General features: G+C 58.9%; 12 protein-coding genes and 1 other RNA gene. 6 read left to right on the forward strand and 7 right to left on the reverse strand.

Annotated elements, in window-relative coordinates; all coding sequences use genetic code 11:
• Positions 1–60: 60 nt before the first annotated feature.
• The 4 genes from ssrA to ACQRBV_RS27170 form a co-directional block, all read right to left on the reverse strand.
• Positions 61–450, reverse strand: a transfer-messenger RNA (tmRNA) gene (ssrA, locus tag ACQRBV_RS27155).
• A gap of 102 nt (positions 451–552) precedes the next feature.
• Positions 553–834, reverse strand: coding sequence for a hypothetical protein (locus ACQRBV_RS27160; protein ID WP_411985605.1), 282 nt, complete (start codon positions 832–834; stop codon positions 553–555).
• A gap of 136 nt (positions 835–970) precedes the next feature.
• Positions 971–3781 (reverse strand): FAD-binding and (Fe-S)-binding domain-containing protein, encoded by a 2811-nt coding sequence (locus tag ACQRBV_RS27165; RefSeq protein ID WP_411985606.1) that lies wholly within the window; start codon positions 3779–3781, stop codon positions 971–973.
• Between the two features lie 70 nt (positions 3782–3851).
• A complete protein-coding gene (locus tag ACQRBV_RS27170; RefSeq protein WP_205344941.1) occupies positions 3852–5546 on the reverse strand; it encodes a lactate permease LctP family transporter in 1695 nt (564 codons plus the stop codon).
• A gap of 263 nt (positions 5547–5809) precedes the next feature.
• Here ACQRBV_RS27170 and ACQRBV_RS27175 point away from each other — a divergent pair, with 263 nt between their 5' ends.
• Positions 5810–6577, forward strand: coding sequence for a GntR family transcriptional regulator (locus tag ACQRBV_RS27175; protein ID WP_060752281.1), 768 nt, complete (start codon positions 5810–5812; stop codon positions 6575–6577).
• A gap of 37 nt (positions 6578–6614) precedes the next feature.
• Here ACQRBV_RS27175 and smpB read toward each other — a convergent pair whose 3' ends face one another.
• Positions 6615–7097 carry an SsrA-binding protein SmpB gene (gene smpB, locus ACQRBV_RS27180; protein ID WP_060752280.1) on the reverse strand — a complete coding sequence of 161 codons (483 nt, stop codon included), beginning with the start codon at positions 7095–7097 and terminating at the stop codon, positions 6615–6617.
• 167 nt (positions 7098–7264) lie between these two features.
• On the opposite strand from smpB, the gene ACQRBV_RS27185 reads away from it, so the two are divergent.
• Both ACQRBV_RS27185 and ACQRBV_RS27190 read left to right on the forward strand, forming a co-directional pair.
• Positions 7265–7699: a type II toxin-antitoxin system RatA family toxin gene (locus ACQRBV_RS27185; RefSeq protein ID WP_060752279.1), complete on the forward strand. Its 435-nt coding sequence runs from the start codon at positions 7265–7267 to the stop codon at positions 7697–7699.
• Positions 7692–7994 carry an RnfH family protein gene (locus tag ACQRBV_RS27190; RefSeq protein WP_411985607.1) on the forward strand — a complete coding sequence of 101 codons (303 nt, stop codon included), beginning with the start codon at positions 7692–7694 and terminating at the stop codon, positions 7992–7994. The genes ACQRBV_RS27185 and ACQRBV_RS27190 overlap by 8 nt, the downstream gene beginning before the upstream one ends.
• A gap of 64 nt (positions 7995–8058) precedes the next feature.
• Here the strand turns inward: ACQRBV_RS27190 and ACQRBV_RS27195 are convergent, their stop codons facing one another.
• Positions 8059–8586, reverse strand: coding sequence for an outer membrane protein assembly factor BamE (locus tag ACQRBV_RS27195; protein WP_060752277.1), 528 nt, complete (start codon positions 8584–8586; stop codon positions 8059–8061).
• 99 nt (positions 8587–8685) lie between these two features.
• Here ACQRBV_RS27195 and fur point away from each other — a divergent pair, with 99 nt between their 5' ends.
• A complete protein-coding gene (fur, locus tag ACQRBV_RS27200; RefSeq protein ID WP_090365772.1) occupies positions 8686–9090 on the forward strand; it encodes a ferric iron uptake transcriptional regulator in 405 nt (134 codons plus the stop codon).
• Between the two features lie 88 nt (positions 9091–9178).
• Here the strand turns inward: fur and recN are convergent, their stop codons facing one another.
• Positions 9179–10852, reverse strand: a complete 1674-nt coding sequence (gene recN / locus ACQRBV_RS27205; protein ID WP_411985608.1) for a DNA repair protein RecN — start codon at positions 10850–10852, stop codon at positions 9179–9181.
• Between the two features lie 254 nt (positions 10853–11106).
• On the opposite strand from recN, the gene grpE reads away from it, so the two are divergent.
• Positions 11107–11667: a nucleotide exchange factor GrpE gene (gene grpE / locus ACQRBV_RS27210; protein WP_244700624.1), complete on the forward strand. Its 561-nt coding sequence runs from the start codon at positions 11107–11109 to the stop codon at positions 11665–11667.
• A gap of 102 nt (positions 11668–11769) precedes the next feature.
• Positions 11770–13686: a molecular chaperone DnaK gene (gene dnaK, locus ACQRBV_RS27215; RefSeq protein WP_244700622.1), complete on the forward strand. Its 1917-nt coding sequence runs from the start codon at positions 11770–11772 to the stop codon at positions 13684–13686.
• Positions 13687–13754: the final 68 nt, after the last annotated feature.

The raw sequence follows: 13754 nt of genomic DNA on the forward strand, positions 1-13754 counted from the left end.
CGTATTAACCGAATCGCAGGCGCAAAAAAAGACGCCCTTGGACGTCTTTTTTTGATCATTTGGTGGAGCCGGGGGGATTTGAACCCCCGTCCGCCAGTACTCCGCTGTCGGTACTACATGCGTAGCCGTGTCTATTAAGTTAACCCTCAGCGACCCGACGGGCAGGGTGCTTTGGGCGAGTTGTGTAAGTTTTAGCCGCTTCGTCCACAACGTACTGCACGGCGATTCTGTTCTATATGACAATCATTTTGGGTTTACAGACATCCCCTGATGATTGCTGAGCCCGAAGGCATCAGGAGTGCATGTCAGCTGCAATTAAGCAGCGAGAGCAGCACCGTATTGGTCGTCATTGGCAACTATAAGAAGTTGCAACAGTGGATTTACGAGTTCTGTTACCAACTCGGCATGCACCTAAAGTTTCGCGACCGGCGTCGAATCCTAAACGGCCCCGTGCTTGTAACTCGTTGTTTCATAGTGAGTGACAAGCTTGTGCAGTGTACGCCAAACGGTCACAGAAGGCCAACCCGAAGGTTGGCCTTGAGCGTCGGCGCGCTATTGGTTGCCACCTTTGTCGGTGTTCTGCAGGTCTTGCAGGGCTTTGGAGGTAATCTCGATGCACTTCTTGTCATCACCGGCGGCGTGGGCTGCCTTTGCTTGGGAGACGGCGGTGTCGATTTCGCCGCTTTTGCCGGAGGTGTCGGTGGCCAGCAGGGCTTTGCCGTTGTTGATTTTGTCGAGGTTGATTTTGCACAAATCAGGTTCACCGGCCGCGAAAACAGGGGCGGCCAGCATCGCCGCAGTGATGAACAAGCCAGCAAGAGCAGTGCGCTTCATCGGTATTCTCCTTGTACACGTAAGGCTCGATGCTGCTCCCGGGTTGGGGCAGCCAGCGAAGTCGTTGAGGGCCTTCGTCGCGAAGACCTATGCAGATGACTACGCCGGCGCGCTGGGGTTCTGTTTTTTTGCAGGTTTAATCTGCGCGGGCCTGGGTGACGCGGTCCACCAGGTACACCAAACCGTGGTAATCGATGCCGCCATGCTGGCTCAGGCCGATTTCGCAGGTGCGGCTGGTGGAAATCCCTTCGCTGCAGTATTGCACCGCGTCCTTGAGGGTTCGCAGGGAGTGGGCGTTGAGCTCCGGCGTGGTGAAGCCCTTGTCGCCGGCAAAGCCGCAGCAGTGGATGCCTTCCGGGACCACCACGGTCTTGGCGCAGCGTCGCGCCAGGTCGATCAGCGCCTGGCTTTCGCCCAGGTGCTGGGTGCTGCAGGTGACGTGTACGGCGATGGGCGCTTCCTGGGGGGTGAAGTCGAGGCGGTCCATCAGATGGGTGCGAATGAAGCGCACCGGGTCGTAGAGGTCCAGGCGCGTTTCGCCGAGGTCCTGCATCAGCCGCAGGGTGCAGGGGCTGGTGTCGCAGTAGATCGGGTCGAGGCCGCCACGACTGGCGTGGAGCAGGGCGCCGAGCATTTCCTGGCGCTTGTGTTCGGCCTGTTCGGCGTAGCCCTTGGACGCGAAAGGCTGCCCGCAGCACAGGTTGTCCAGGTGCTCGGGAAATACGACTTGGTAGCCGGCCTTTTCCAGCAGGCCACGGGTTTTGTCGTACAGCGATATCTGCTCTTTATCACCGGCTGCGGGGCCCATGGCACGCGAGACGCAAGCCGCCAGATAAACCACGCGGGGGCGCTCGTCGGTCACAGGCGGGCTGAAGCGAATGGCTTTCTCCGGCTGCGGCATGGCGTTGGTCCACTGCGGGATCTGGCCTTGGGACAACCGGGTGAGGTTCGCCGAGAGTGTTGCAAGGCGCGGTGCGCCCAGCAGCATGCGCGCACCATTGGCAACGTGCAGGGTGAAGCGTGCACCTTGCAGGGCGGTGGCGAAATGGCTGGCCAGCCATTCGGCTGTTTTCGTACGGTTGGCGTCACGAGAACGCAGCTTTTTCACCAGGTCACCGGTATTGATGCCTACGGGGCAGCGTTGGGCGCATAGCCCGGTGGCGGCGCAGGTGTCGATGCCCTGGTAATGGTACGCCGCTTCCAGCTCGGTGGTGTCGACGCCGGCGCGCCGTCTGGCCTGGATATCGCGCCAGATCACGATGCGCTGGCGTGGGCTCAGGGTCAGCCCCTTCGACGGGCACACCGGCTCGCAGAAACCGCACTCGATGCACTTATCCACCAGCTCGTCGGCGGCGGGCAAGGGCTTGAGGTGTTTGAGGTGGATTTGCGGATCTTCGCTGAGCACCACGTCTGGATTGAGAATGCCGTTGGGGTCGAGCAGGCGTTTAAGCTGCCACATCAATTGATAGGCGTCGCTGCCCCATTCCAGTTCGACGAAGGGCGCCATATTACGGCCGGTGCCGTGTTCGGCTTTCAGCGAGCCACCGAATTCCACGGCCACCAGCTGCGCGACGTCGTCCATGAACGCTTGGTAGCGTGCGACTTCTTCGCTGCTGTTGAAGCCTTGCGTGAACACAAAGTGCAGATTGCCTTCCAGGGCGTGTCCGAAAAGGATCGCTTCGTCGTAGTGATGCTTGTCGAACAGTTCGATCAGGCGGTTGACGCCGATGGCCAGTTGTTCGACCGGGAAGGTCACGTCTTCGATGATCACCGTGGTGCCGGTTTTGCGCACGGCGCCGACGGCGGGGAAGGTGTCTTTGCGGATGGCCCATAACCGGGCGTTCTCCACTGGGTCCTCGGTGAAGTCGACCTGTTTCTCCACAGGGAAAGGCGCCAGGGAGGCCATGATCAGTCTGATCTGTTCCTGCAGCAGCGATGGCGATGCCGCACGGGATTCGATCAGCAACGCGCAGGCGCTTTCCGATAGGTGTTGTACGAAAGCCGGCATGCCCGGTTTGTTCTGTACCGAGCGCAGGCTGCGCCGGTCGAGCAATTCGACCGCCGAGACCGGTTGGGTTTTCAAGACGGTCACTGCGTTGCAGCAGGTTTCGACGTCCGGGAAGACAATCAGCGCCGACGCCTTGTTCGGGTGATCAATCACCGTGTCGTAGGTGACCGCGCTGATAAAGCCCAGCGTGCCCTCGGAGCCCACCAGTAGGTGGCTGAGGATATCCAGGGGCTCATCAAAGTCGACCAAGGCATTGAGTGACAAGCCGGTGGTGTTTTTCAGACGGTATTTGTGGCGGATCTTGGCTGCCAGTTCGGCGTTGGCTCGCGTCTCGCGGCCCAATGTCGCCAAGCGCTCGAGCAGTGCACCATGTTGTTGCTCAAAGGCTGCGACGCTGGCTGGATCTTCGGTGTCCAGGCGGCTGCCGTCAGCCAGTACCAGGCGGATGCCCGCCAAGGTGTGGTAGGTGTTTTGTGACGTACCGCAGCACATGCCGCTGGCGTTGTTGGCAACGATACCGCCGATTTTACAGGCGTTGATCGACGCAGGATCAGGGCCGATCTTGCGCCCGAACGGCGCCAGCCAGGCGTTGGCCTGAGCGCCGATCACGCCGGGTTGCAGACGGATCTGCGTGCCTTGCCCACGAATCTCGCGGCCGTTCCAGTTGTCGCCCAGCACGATCAGCACCGAGTCAGAGATGGCTTGGCCGGACAAGCTGGTGCCTGCCGCACGAAAGGTCACGGGAACGTGATCGCGTTGGGCCAGTTGCAGCAGCGCCACCACTTCGTCTTCCGACTCTACACGGACCACCAGTTGTGGGATCAGTCGATAAAAGCTGGCGTCGGTGCCGAAGGCCAGGGTGGAAAGCGGGTCGTCGAAGCGTCGATCTTTCGAAATCAGCTGTGCGACGTCACGCAGAAAAGCAGCAGGCAGGCTCATCGGTCCTCCAGGAATAGTTGACGCCGCACCTTGGTCCGGCGTCGATGCTTACCCTATTACGTGCAGGTCTTTAGTGCACCAGCATACCGGTGAACCAGTAGGCCTGTGCCAGGGTGATCAGCCCCACGATCGTGGCGAAAAACAGGCTGTGCTTGAGGGTGAAGCGGAACAGGTCGGATTCCTTGCCCACCAGGCCCGTCGCGGCGCAGGCCACGGCGATCGATTGCGGCGAAATCATCTTGCCGGTCACGCCGCCGCTGGTATTGGCGGCCACCAGCAGGGTGTCGTTGACGCCGATCTGGTGCGCGGTGGTGGCTTGCAGCGAGCTGAACAGGGCGTTGGACGAGGTGTCGGAGCCTGTCAGGAAAACCCCCAGCCAGCCGAGGAACGGCGAGAAAAACGGGAAAGCGGCGCCGGTGGCCGCCAATACCAGGGCCATGGTCGACGACATGCCGGAGTAGTTGGTGACGAAGGCGAATGCCAGCACCATGCCGATGGACAGGATCGGCCAGCGCAGCTCGTAAAAGGTTTCTTTTAAAGTGGTCAGACCAGTTTTGATGTCAATTTTCAACACCAGCATTGAGATCAGCGCGGAGAAGAAAATCGCGGTGCCGGTAGCCGAAATCGGGTCCAGTTTGAAGACGGCGGGGATGGCGGTCGGGTTGGTGACGATTGGTGCGACCTTGATCACCATTTGATCCAGGTGGGGAATGGCGAAGTTGAACACCCAGCTGTACATCGAGCCGCCTGCGGCGAACATTGCCTTGAAGGGCTTGAGGGTCCAGATGGTGACCAGTACGGTCAGGATCAGGAACGGCGACCAGGCTTTGAAAATCTGCCCCAGGCTATAAGGCGAGGCCACTGTGCTGCGCGGCTGGCCGAAGCCCCCGGCGCTGGCGGTGATCGTCGCGCTGGGGGTGACACCGGCGATCTGTGCGCCGGCAGTGCGCTTGGGCTGCCAGACTTTCAGGAACAAGGTCAGAGCAATCAGGCTGGCCAGGGCCGAGGTGATGTCCGGCAGTTCAGGGCCGATGAAGTTGGAGGTGAAGTACTGCGTGACCGCAAAGCTTGCGCCCGCCACCAACGCCGCCGGCCAGGTTTCGCGAACGCCGCGCAGGCCGTCCATCATGAACACCAGCCAGAACGGAACGAACAGCGACAGCAGTGGCAGTTGGCGGCCCGTCATGGCGCCGATCTTGAACGCATCGATACCGGTCACTTGTCCGGCGACAATGATCGGAATGCCCAGCGCACCGAAGGCGACTGGCGCGGTGTTGGCAATCAGGCACAGGCCGGCAGCGTACAGCGGGTTGAAGCCCAGGCCCACCAGCAGGGCGGCGGTGATCGCCACCGGCGCACCGAAACCGGCGGCACCTTCCAGGAAGGCGCCGAAGCAGAAACCAATCAGCAATACCTGCAGGCGTTGATCGTCGGTAATCGACAGCACCGAGCTGCGGATGATCTCGAACTGGCCGCTTTTGACCGTCAGTTTGTAGAGGAAGACCGCGGCGACGATGATCCACGCGATTGGCCACAGCCCATAGGCGAAACCGTAGCCTGCGGCGGCGAGCGCCATGTCTACCGGCATCTGGAAGGCGAAGATTGCCACCAGTATCGACAGCGCCAGGGTGATGCTCCCGGCGACGTGACCTTTGAGGCGAAACACGGCCAGGGCCAGGAAGAAGAATACGATCGGGATAACGGCGGCCAATGCGGACAGGCCGAGGCTTCCGAGAGGGCTGTAGAGCTGTTGCCAGGTTTGCATATGGGGTGGCCCCTAATTGTTGTTGGTCAGGCGCGATTCAGTCATCTTGGATAATTGGTAAGACCAATTTACAAGCGCTGTCGGCTAGAGTAAAAGCGTTGGCGTGGGTGTGTCAATTTGCCGCTTGGCAAACTTTGGTCGTAGCGTCGTCGGCGAGGGGGTTCTGGTTGGGTCAATCGAGGGTGTTCTGATAGGTGCTGCAAGCGCGGCGATAGGCGAGAATAGAGGCCCCGGCGAGTGGTCGGGGTTGTGGGGAGTGAGTTATGGGGTTTGATCAGGTGCGGCAGCGCCGTTTGTCTGACGATATTGTCGAGCAGCTTGAGGGCATGATCCTCGAGGGCACGTTGAAGTCAGGCGAACGCTTGCCGGCAGAGCGTGCTCTGGCGGAGCGGTTTGGCGTGTCGCGTCCGTCGTTGCGTGAGGCGATCCAGAAGCTGGCGGCCAAGGGGTTATTGGTCAGTCGCCAGGGCGGGGGTAACTATGTGGCGGAGTCGCTGGGGTCGACCTTCAGTGATCCGTTGCTGCATCTGTTGGAAAACAACCCCGAGGCGCAGCGTGACCTGTTGGAGTTTCGCCAGACGCTTGAGGCGTCCTGCGCCTATTACGCGGCGCTGCGCGCCACCGAGGTCGACCGTGAGCGGCTGACCGCAGCGTTTGACGCGTTGCAGGATTGCTACACGCGGGCCGACGAGGTGAGCCGCCTGGAAGAGGGGGCGGCCGATGCGCGGTTTCATTTGGCGATTGCCGAGGCTAGCCATAACGCGGTGTTGTTGCACACCATTCGGGGGCTGTTCGATCTGCTCAAGCGCAACGTGGTGACCAATATCGGTGGCATGTACCAGCAACGCACTGAAACGCGCGACATGCTGATCAGCCAGCATCGGGACTTGTATCTGGCAATTATCGAAGGGCGGGCCGAGCAGGCGCGGGAAGTCTCAACACGTCACCTGCTGTATGTGCAGGAAGTGTTGGAGGAAGTACGTCAGGAGGTTCAGCGCGTGGCGCGGGCGGAGCGGCGTAAAGGCATGTAGCCGGGGTGAGCCACCCCAGGCTACAGCCTCGCAAGGGCTACTCTTCCTTGCCCTTGTTGCGCACGGCGCGATGCAACTCACGGTTGGAGTCGCGTTCGCGCTCGGTATCGCGCTTGTCGTATTCCTTCTTGCCCTTGCCCAGTGCGATCTCGCACTTGACCAGGTGCTTGCTCCAGTACCAGGACAAGCAGACGCAGGCATAGCCTTTCTGCTGTACGGCTGCCGCGAGTTTATCGATCTCGCGGGCATTGAGCAGCAGTTTGCGCGTGCGTACCGGGTCGGCAATCACGTGGGTGCTCGCGGTGGTCAGCGGGGTGATATGACTGCCAAGCAGCCATGCCTCGCCATCCTTGAGCAATACGTAGCTGTCGACCAGTTGCAGCTTGCTGGCGCGCAGACTTTTTACTTCCCAGCCGGCCAGGACCAGACCAGCCTCGAACCGATGTTCGATGAAGTAATCGTGTCGCGCCTTTTTATTTTGCGCGATGGTCCCTGTGGGGTGTTTCTTTTGTTTAGCCATAGGGGCGGCATTATAGGGAGTTGCGAGCGTGTCGGCTACGGTCAACCTGCGTGCTTGAGCGTGTTCGACGAATCCCGGACAATGCAGACAGTTCTTTGATCTTTTTCGCTCGCGGATCCGGCTGTTCTTTTCGCGATGTTTGCCTCAGCAGTGGAAATCACGCTCACATGACGACGCATATTCAACGTTCGGCCCTGCTGCCCTATCCGGCGCAGGCGCTCTATGACCTGGTCAACGACGTGGCGCGTTACCCGGAGTTCCTGCCGTGGTGTTCTACTGCGCAAGTGCTGGAAAGCACTGATGAGCATATGGTTGCCAGTGTCGGGGTGGCCAAGGGTGGTCTCAGCCAGCACTTTGTTACGCGTAATGTGCTGGTGCCTGGGCAATCCATTGAAATGAACCTGCAGGAAGGCCCCTTCACTCAATTGCACGGGGTGTGGGTCTTCAAGGCGCTGACCGACAAAGCCTGCAAGATCAGCCTGGACCTGTCCTTTGACTACGCGGGCCCGGTTGTGCGGGCGACATTGGGCCCTCTGTTCAATCAGGCGGCCAATACGCTGGTGGACGCATTTTGCCAGCGAGCCAAACAACTGCATGGTTGAGATTGAAGTGGTGTATGCCGCCGAGGACCGCCAGGTTTTGTTGGCGGTAACGGTACCGGTGGGCACGAGCGTAAGGGGCGCGGTGCAGGCGTCGGGGATTGCGGCGCAGTTTCCCGGGCTGGAGTTGGCTGAGTATCCCTTGGGTATTTTCGGCAAGGTGGTCGAAAAGCCGGATGAGCGTACCGTCAGCGCGGGTGATCGTATCGAGATCTACCGGCCGTTGCTGGCAGACCCTAAAGAGGTGCGTAGGCTGCGTGCGGCCAAGGCTGCGATGGCCAGGCAGCAAGGCGCATAAGTTCGCCAGATGACACGCAACAAAAAGCCCGGCATGCCGGGCTTTTTTGTTGCTTGCCGCGCAGTTACTGCGGGCTGGCGTCCAGAGGTTCTGGTGTCGGGACCGGGACGGTCTTCACGCCGTCAACGTCCTTCTGGATCTGGTCCAGCAAGGAGCCGGGCTTGGCAGGCTCTTCGGACTTCGGCTTCTCGGCGTCCTGTGCAGGCGCGCTCACGTTCGTGCCGTTATCCTTGCCGAGCAGGGCGTCATCGCGGCTTACACCGGGCTTGAAGTCACCTGACAGGCTGACAAGCTGGTCGTTGCCATTAAAAATAACGCTGACGCGCTCCTGCTGGCGTTCACCGCCACCAGGCTGGATGCTGTAGAGATAATCCCAGCGATCGGCATGGAAAGTGTCGGTCAGCAGAGGGTTGCCCATGATAAACCGTACTTGCCGTCGGGTCATTCCCGGGCGTAACTGGTCTATCATGTCCTGCGTGACGACATTGCCCTGTTGGATGTCGATTTTGTAAACCCCGGGGAATGAACAACCGGCGAGTGCGAGCAGTCCCACAAAGGTGAAACTGGTTAGCAAGAGCTTGGTGTTTTGCATCGGTGGGCGACTTCCACTATCTTGGCTGGGACAACGTTAAACGCCGATCATACCCGTATTAAGAGAAGCTGCGAAGCAGCATCCGCGAGAAAGCTAACCATGGTTGAAAATAGCGAACTACGCAAAGTCGGTCTCAAAGTGACTCTGCCACGAGTCAAAATTCTACAAATGCTCGATTCTGCTGAGCAGCGCCACATGAGTGCCGAGGATGTCTACAAGGCGCTGATGGAGTCTAACGAGGACGTTGGCCTGGCCACGGTTTATCGTGTGCTGACCCAGTTTGAAGCCGCAGGGCTGGTGGTTCGCCATAATTTCGACGGCGGTCATGCGGTGTTTGAATTGGCTGACGGTGGTCATCATGACCACATGGTTGACCTGGATACCAATGAGGTTATCGAGTTCACCAGCCCCGAGATCGAAGCTCTGCAACATAAGATTGCCGAGGACCATGGATTCGAATTGGTCGACCACAATCTGGTTCTGTACATCCGTAAGAAAAAGTAAAAATGACGCGGATTCACTCCGCGCAACGATCGAAGGCGACCTCAGGGTCGCCTTCGTGTTTTCTACCTCTATATAAAGAAAGGCTTGGCTAAGCCTTGGCGGCTACCACCATTTTCTTGGCGTGAGCCAAGGACTCTTTGGTCAAGTCTATACCGCCCAACATGCGTGCCACTTCTTCCACGCGTTCCGATTTGTTCAGCTTGGACACTGCGGTATGCGTTGCATCACTGCCCCGCACTTTATGTACAAACAGGTGCTGATGCCCTTGGGCAGCTACCTGCGGCAAGTGGGTCACCGTCAGCACCTGGCCGCGATCTCCCAAACGTCGCAACAGCTGACCAACAATCTCAGCAGTCGGCCCGCCGATCCCAACGTCCACTTCGTCGAACACGAGGGTGGGGACGCGTGAGGTCTGGGCCGTTATCACCTGTATGGCCAGGCTGATGCGCGACAGCTCGCCGCCGGACGCCACTTTGGCCAGTGCCTTGAGCGGCTGCCCTGGGTTGGCGCTGACCAGCAGCTCTACCTGCTCCAGGCCGTGGGGTTGTAGTTCATTGGTGGCGTTGCTGTGCAACTCGATGGTAAAGCGGCCGCCCGGCATGCCCAGGCGCTGGATTTCCTGTTCCACCGCAGCGGCCAGCCCCGTGGCCGCTTGACGGCGCAGGTCACTGAGTTCTCGTGCTTTCTCCTGGTAATGACGGGCAAACGAAGCGAGCTCTTCACTCAGGCGTTCGATGGATTCGTCATTTGCGTTGAGGGTTTCGATTTCATCCAGCAATTTCTGCTGCATCGTCGCCACTTCGGTGGGTTGGATCCGGTGTTTGCGCGCCAGGGTGTAGATGGTGTCCAGGCGTTCTTCTATTTCCTGGAGGCGAGCAGGGTCGGCATCAAAGTGATCCAGGAAGCGATTCAGTTCGCCCACTGCCTCCTCAACCTGGATCTGTGCGCTGGTCAGCAGGGTGGTGGCTTCGCTCAATGAGCCGGATGCGCTGTTTACGCTGGACAGCCGATTGAGGCTGGCCGTGAGTGCATTGAGCACATTGCCCGAATCGCTCTCGCTGCACTGCTCCACTACCTGGCGACAAATGCCCAGCAGGGTTTCTGCGTTGGTGAGGTTCTTGTGTTCCTGTTCCAGCTGCTCCAGCTCCGTCTCGCCCAGGCCCAGGCTTTCCAGTTCTTCAAGTTGATAGCTGAGTAACTGGTGGCGAGCGCGTTGTTCGTCGCCGGAGTTGGACAGGCGCTCCAGCTCCTGGCGGGTCTGGCGCCAGCGTTGGGCGGCAAGCTGCACTTGGCGGGCCAGGTCGGTGGCCCCGGCGTATTCGTCCAGCAGGCGACGGTGGGTATCGGTTTTCAGCAGGGATTGATGTTCGTGCTGGCTATGGATGTCGATCAGCAGCTCACCCAGCGCTTTCAGGTCGCCAAGGGGGCAGGGCGTGCCGTTGATATAGCCGCGTGAGCGCCCTTCGGCGGTGATGACTCGGCGCAGGATGCACGGGCCTTCGTTATTGAGGTCGCGTTCAGCCAGCCAGGCTTCCGCTTCCGGGATGTCCGCCAGGTCAAAGGTGGCCAGGATATCGGCCTTGTCCGCGCCGGGGCGGACCACGCCGCTGTCGGCTCGGTCGCCCAGGGTCAGGCCCAGCGCGTCGAGCATGATCGACTTGCCGGCGCCGGTTTCGCCTGTGATTACGCTCATTCCGCGATCCAGCTCTAGATCAAGGTGTTCAACAATGGCGTAGTTATGTACGGACAGGTGCACCAGCATGACGGCCGCTCCCAGGCTTTAGGTCTGGTTATTTATACAGTGTTTTGTTCGGGCCTGACAATCCTGGCGCTTAGCTCGATTTGCTTGAGTATTGTTTTTTCTTAGTGCGATACGGAATGAATGCGACGGAAATGCTCCCGGGCCTGTGAAAGACTTTTGGTAACGCCTGCGCCCTTGAACCTGGAAATTGTGACCCCATATACCGGAACAGAAGCGCGAGTCGAGTTCGCGCATGATTTTGAAAGGAGAAATCTATGGCTGACGAACAGACGCAGGATACGCAAACTCCAGACGCCAATTCGGCTGGCGGCGATGAGCTGGCAACTCGTGTACAAGTGCTTGAAGAGCAATTGGCCGCTGCGCAGGATCAGTCTTTGCGTGTTGCCGCCGATCTGCAGAACGTCCGCCGCCGTGCCGAGCAGGATGTAGAAAAGGCTCACAAGTTCGCGCTGGAAAAATTTGCCGGCGACTTGCTGCCGATTATCGACAGCCTTGAACGTGGTCTTGAGCTGTCCAACCCGGACGACGAAAACATCCGTGCGATGCGTGAAGGGATCGAGCTGACCCTGAAAATGTTCCAGGACACCCTGAAGCGTTATCAGTTGGAAGCGATCGATCCGCAAGGCGGCGAGCCGTTCAACGCCGAGCATCACCAAGCCATGGCCATGCAAGAGAGCCATGACCTTGAGCCTAACAGTGTGTTGAAAGTGTTCCAGAAGGGTTATCTGCTTAACGGTCGCTTGCTGCGCCCGGCAATGGTGGTGGTGAGCAAGGCTCCTGCACCCGTTTCACCTTCTATTGATGAGCAGGCTTGAAATCAGTCGTAACGGCCCCATCTATAAGTCAAGCGTTTAAGTGCTACCGCGGTTAGCCACCACAGCTGCGGCATCCAAATTCAAGTTTCGGGAGAGTAAATCATGGGCAAAATTATCGGTATCGACCTGGGGACTACCAACTCCTGCGTCTCCGTGCTGGAAAACGGCGTTGCAAAAGTCATTGAAAACGCCGAAGGCGCGCGTACCACGCCGTCGATCATTGCATACGCCAACGACGGTGAAATCCTCGTCGGCCAGTCGGCCAAGCGTCAGGCCGTGACTAACCCGCATAACACCCTGTATGCGGTAAAGCGTCTGATCGGTCGTAAGTTCGACGAAGAAGTCGTACAGAAAGACATCAAGATGGTGCCTTACAAAATCGCCAAGGCTGACAACGGTGACGCCTGGGTTGAAGTAAATGGAAAGAAAGCGTCTCCACCGCAAATCTCGGCTGAAGTCTTGAAAAAGATGAAGAAGACTGCCGAAGATTACCTGGGTGAAACCGTGACTGAAGCGGTGATCACCGTTCCGGCCTACTTCAACGACAGCCAGCGCCAGGCGACCAAAGACGCCGGCCGCATCGCGGGCCTGGATGTAAAACGTATCATCAACGAACCTACCGCGGCGGCTCTGGCCTACGGTATGGACAAGGCCAAAGGCGACCACACTGTGATCGTTTATGACCTGGGTGGCGGTACCTTCGACGTTTCCGTGATCGAGATCGCGGAAGTCGACGGTGAACACCAGTTCGAAGTGTTGGCCACCAACGGTGACACGTTCCTGGGTGGTGAAGACTTTGACATTCGTCTGATCGACTACCTCGTTGACGAATTCAAGAAAGAAAGCGGCATGAACCTCAAGGGTGACCCGCTGGCCATGCAGCGCCTGAAAGAAGCCGCTGAGAAAGCCAAGATCGAGCTGTCCTCGAGCATGTCGACCGACGTGAACCTGCCGTACATCACTGCAGACGCCACCGGTCCGAAGCACTTGAACGTGAAGATCTCGCGCGCCAAGTTGGAAGCGCTGGTTGAAGACCTGGTTCAGCGCACCATCGAACCTTGCCGCATCGCCCTGAAAGACGCAGGTATCGACGTTGGCTCCATCAACGACGTGATCCTGGTGGGCGGTCAGACCCGTATGCCACTGGTACAGCAGAAAGTCACCGAGTTCTTCGGCAAGGAAGCACGTAAAGACGTGAACCCGGACGAAGCGGTTGCCATGGGTGCTGCTATTCAGGGCGCGGTACTGGCTGGTGACGTGAAAGACGTACTGCTGCTGGACGTCAGCCCGCTGACCCTGGGTATCGAAACCATGGGCGGCGTGATGACTGCGCTGATCGAGAAAAACACCACGATTCCTACCAAGAAATCGCAAGTGTTCTCGACTGCCGACGACAACCAGGGCGCCGTGACTATTCACGTGCTGCAAGGTGAGCGTAAGCAGGCTGCACAGAACAAATCCCTGGGCAAGTTCGACCTGTCCGAGATTCCACCAGCACCACGTGGCGTGCCACAAATCGAAGTGACCTTCGACATCGACGCCAACGGTATCCTGCACGTCGGTGCGAAAGACAAGGCGACCGGCAAAGAGCAGAAGATCACCATCAAGGCCAACTCCGGCCTGTCTGATGAAGAAATTCAACAGATGATTCGTGATGCCGAAGCCAATGCCGACGCGGACGCCAAGTTTGCAGAATTGGCCGGTGCGCGTAACCAAGGCGATGCCCTGGTTCACTCGACCCGCAAAATGGTCGCTGATGCTGGCGATAAAGTGACTGCTGAAGAGAAAACTGCAATCGAAGCTGCCGTGGTTGCCCTGGAAGCCGCTGTCAAAGGCGACGACAAGGCTGCCATCGAAGCCAAGATCGAAGAGCTGTCGAAAGTCTCCGCGCCAGTCGCTCAGAAAATGTACGCCGAACAACAGGCCCAGCCTGAAGGCGGCGCGCAACACGCTGAGCCTGAAGCCAAGCACGACGACGTTGTCGATGCTGAGTTCGAAGAAGTCAAAGACAACAAGTAAGTTGGTCGTCCGGTTGACCGCTATCAAGCGGTGACTGGTAGGATGTCGCCGCGCGGGAGCTTGCTCCC

This window comes from Pseudomonas sp. R11F (genome assembly GCF_050312575.1).
Taxonomy (GTDB): Bacteria; Pseudomonadota; Gammaproteobacteria; order Pseudomonadales; family Pseudomonadaceae; genus Aquipseudomonas; species Aquipseudomonas palleroniana.

What these genes read in the sequence shown, in the direction of transcription:
- ACQRBV_RS27165 (WP_411985606.1), bottom strand. Translation starts at nt 3,781, where the DNA reads ATGAGCCTGCCTGCTGCTTTTCTGCGTGACGTCGCACAGCTGATTTCG.
- ACQRBV_RS27160 (WP_411985605.1), bottom strand. Translation starts at nt 834, where the DNA reads ATGAAGCGCACTGCTCTTGCTGGCTTGTTCATCACTGCGGCGATGCTG.
- ACQRBV_RS27185 (WP_060752279.1), top strand. Translation starts at nt 7,265, where the DNA reads ATGACGACGCATATTCAACGTTCGGCCCTGCTGCCCTATCCGGCGCAG.
- ACQRBV_RS27195 (WP_060752277.1), bottom strand. Translation starts at nt 8,586, where the DNA reads ATGCAAAACACCAAGCTCTTGCTAACCAGTTTCACCTTTGTGGGACTG.
- ACQRBV_RS27170 (WP_205344941.1), bottom strand. Translation starts at nt 5,546, where the DNA reads ATGCAAACCTGGCAACAGCTCTACAGCCCTCTCGGAAGCCTCGGCCTG.
- dnaK (WP_244700622.1), top strand. Translation starts at nt 11,770, where the DNA reads ATGGGCAAAATTATCGGTATCGACCTGGGGACTACCAACTCCTGCGTC.
- ACQRBV_RS27190 (WP_411985607.1), top strand. Translation starts at nt 7,692, where the DNA reads ATGGTTGAGATTGAAGTGGTGTATGCCGCCGAGGACCGCCAGGTTTTG.
- fur (WP_090365772.1), top strand. Translation starts at nt 8,686, where the DNA reads ATGGTTGAAAATAGCGAACTACGCAAAGTCGGTCTCAAAGTGACTCTG.
- ACQRBV_RS27175 (WP_060752281.1), top strand. Translation starts at nt 5,810, where the DNA reads ATGGGGTTTGATCAGGTGCGGCAGCGCCGTTTGTCTGACGATATTGTC.
- smpB (WP_060752280.1), bottom strand. Translation starts at nt 7,097, where the DNA reads ATGGCTAAACAAAAGAAACACCCCACAGGGACCATCGCGCAAAATAAA.
- grpE (WP_244700624.1), top strand. Translation starts at nt 11,107, where the DNA reads ATGGCTGACGAACAGACGCAGGATACGCAAACTCCAGACGCCAATTCG.
- recN (WP_411985608.1), bottom strand. Translation starts at nt 10,852, where the DNA reads ATGCTGGTGCACCTGTCCGTACATAACTACGCCATTGTTGAACACCTT.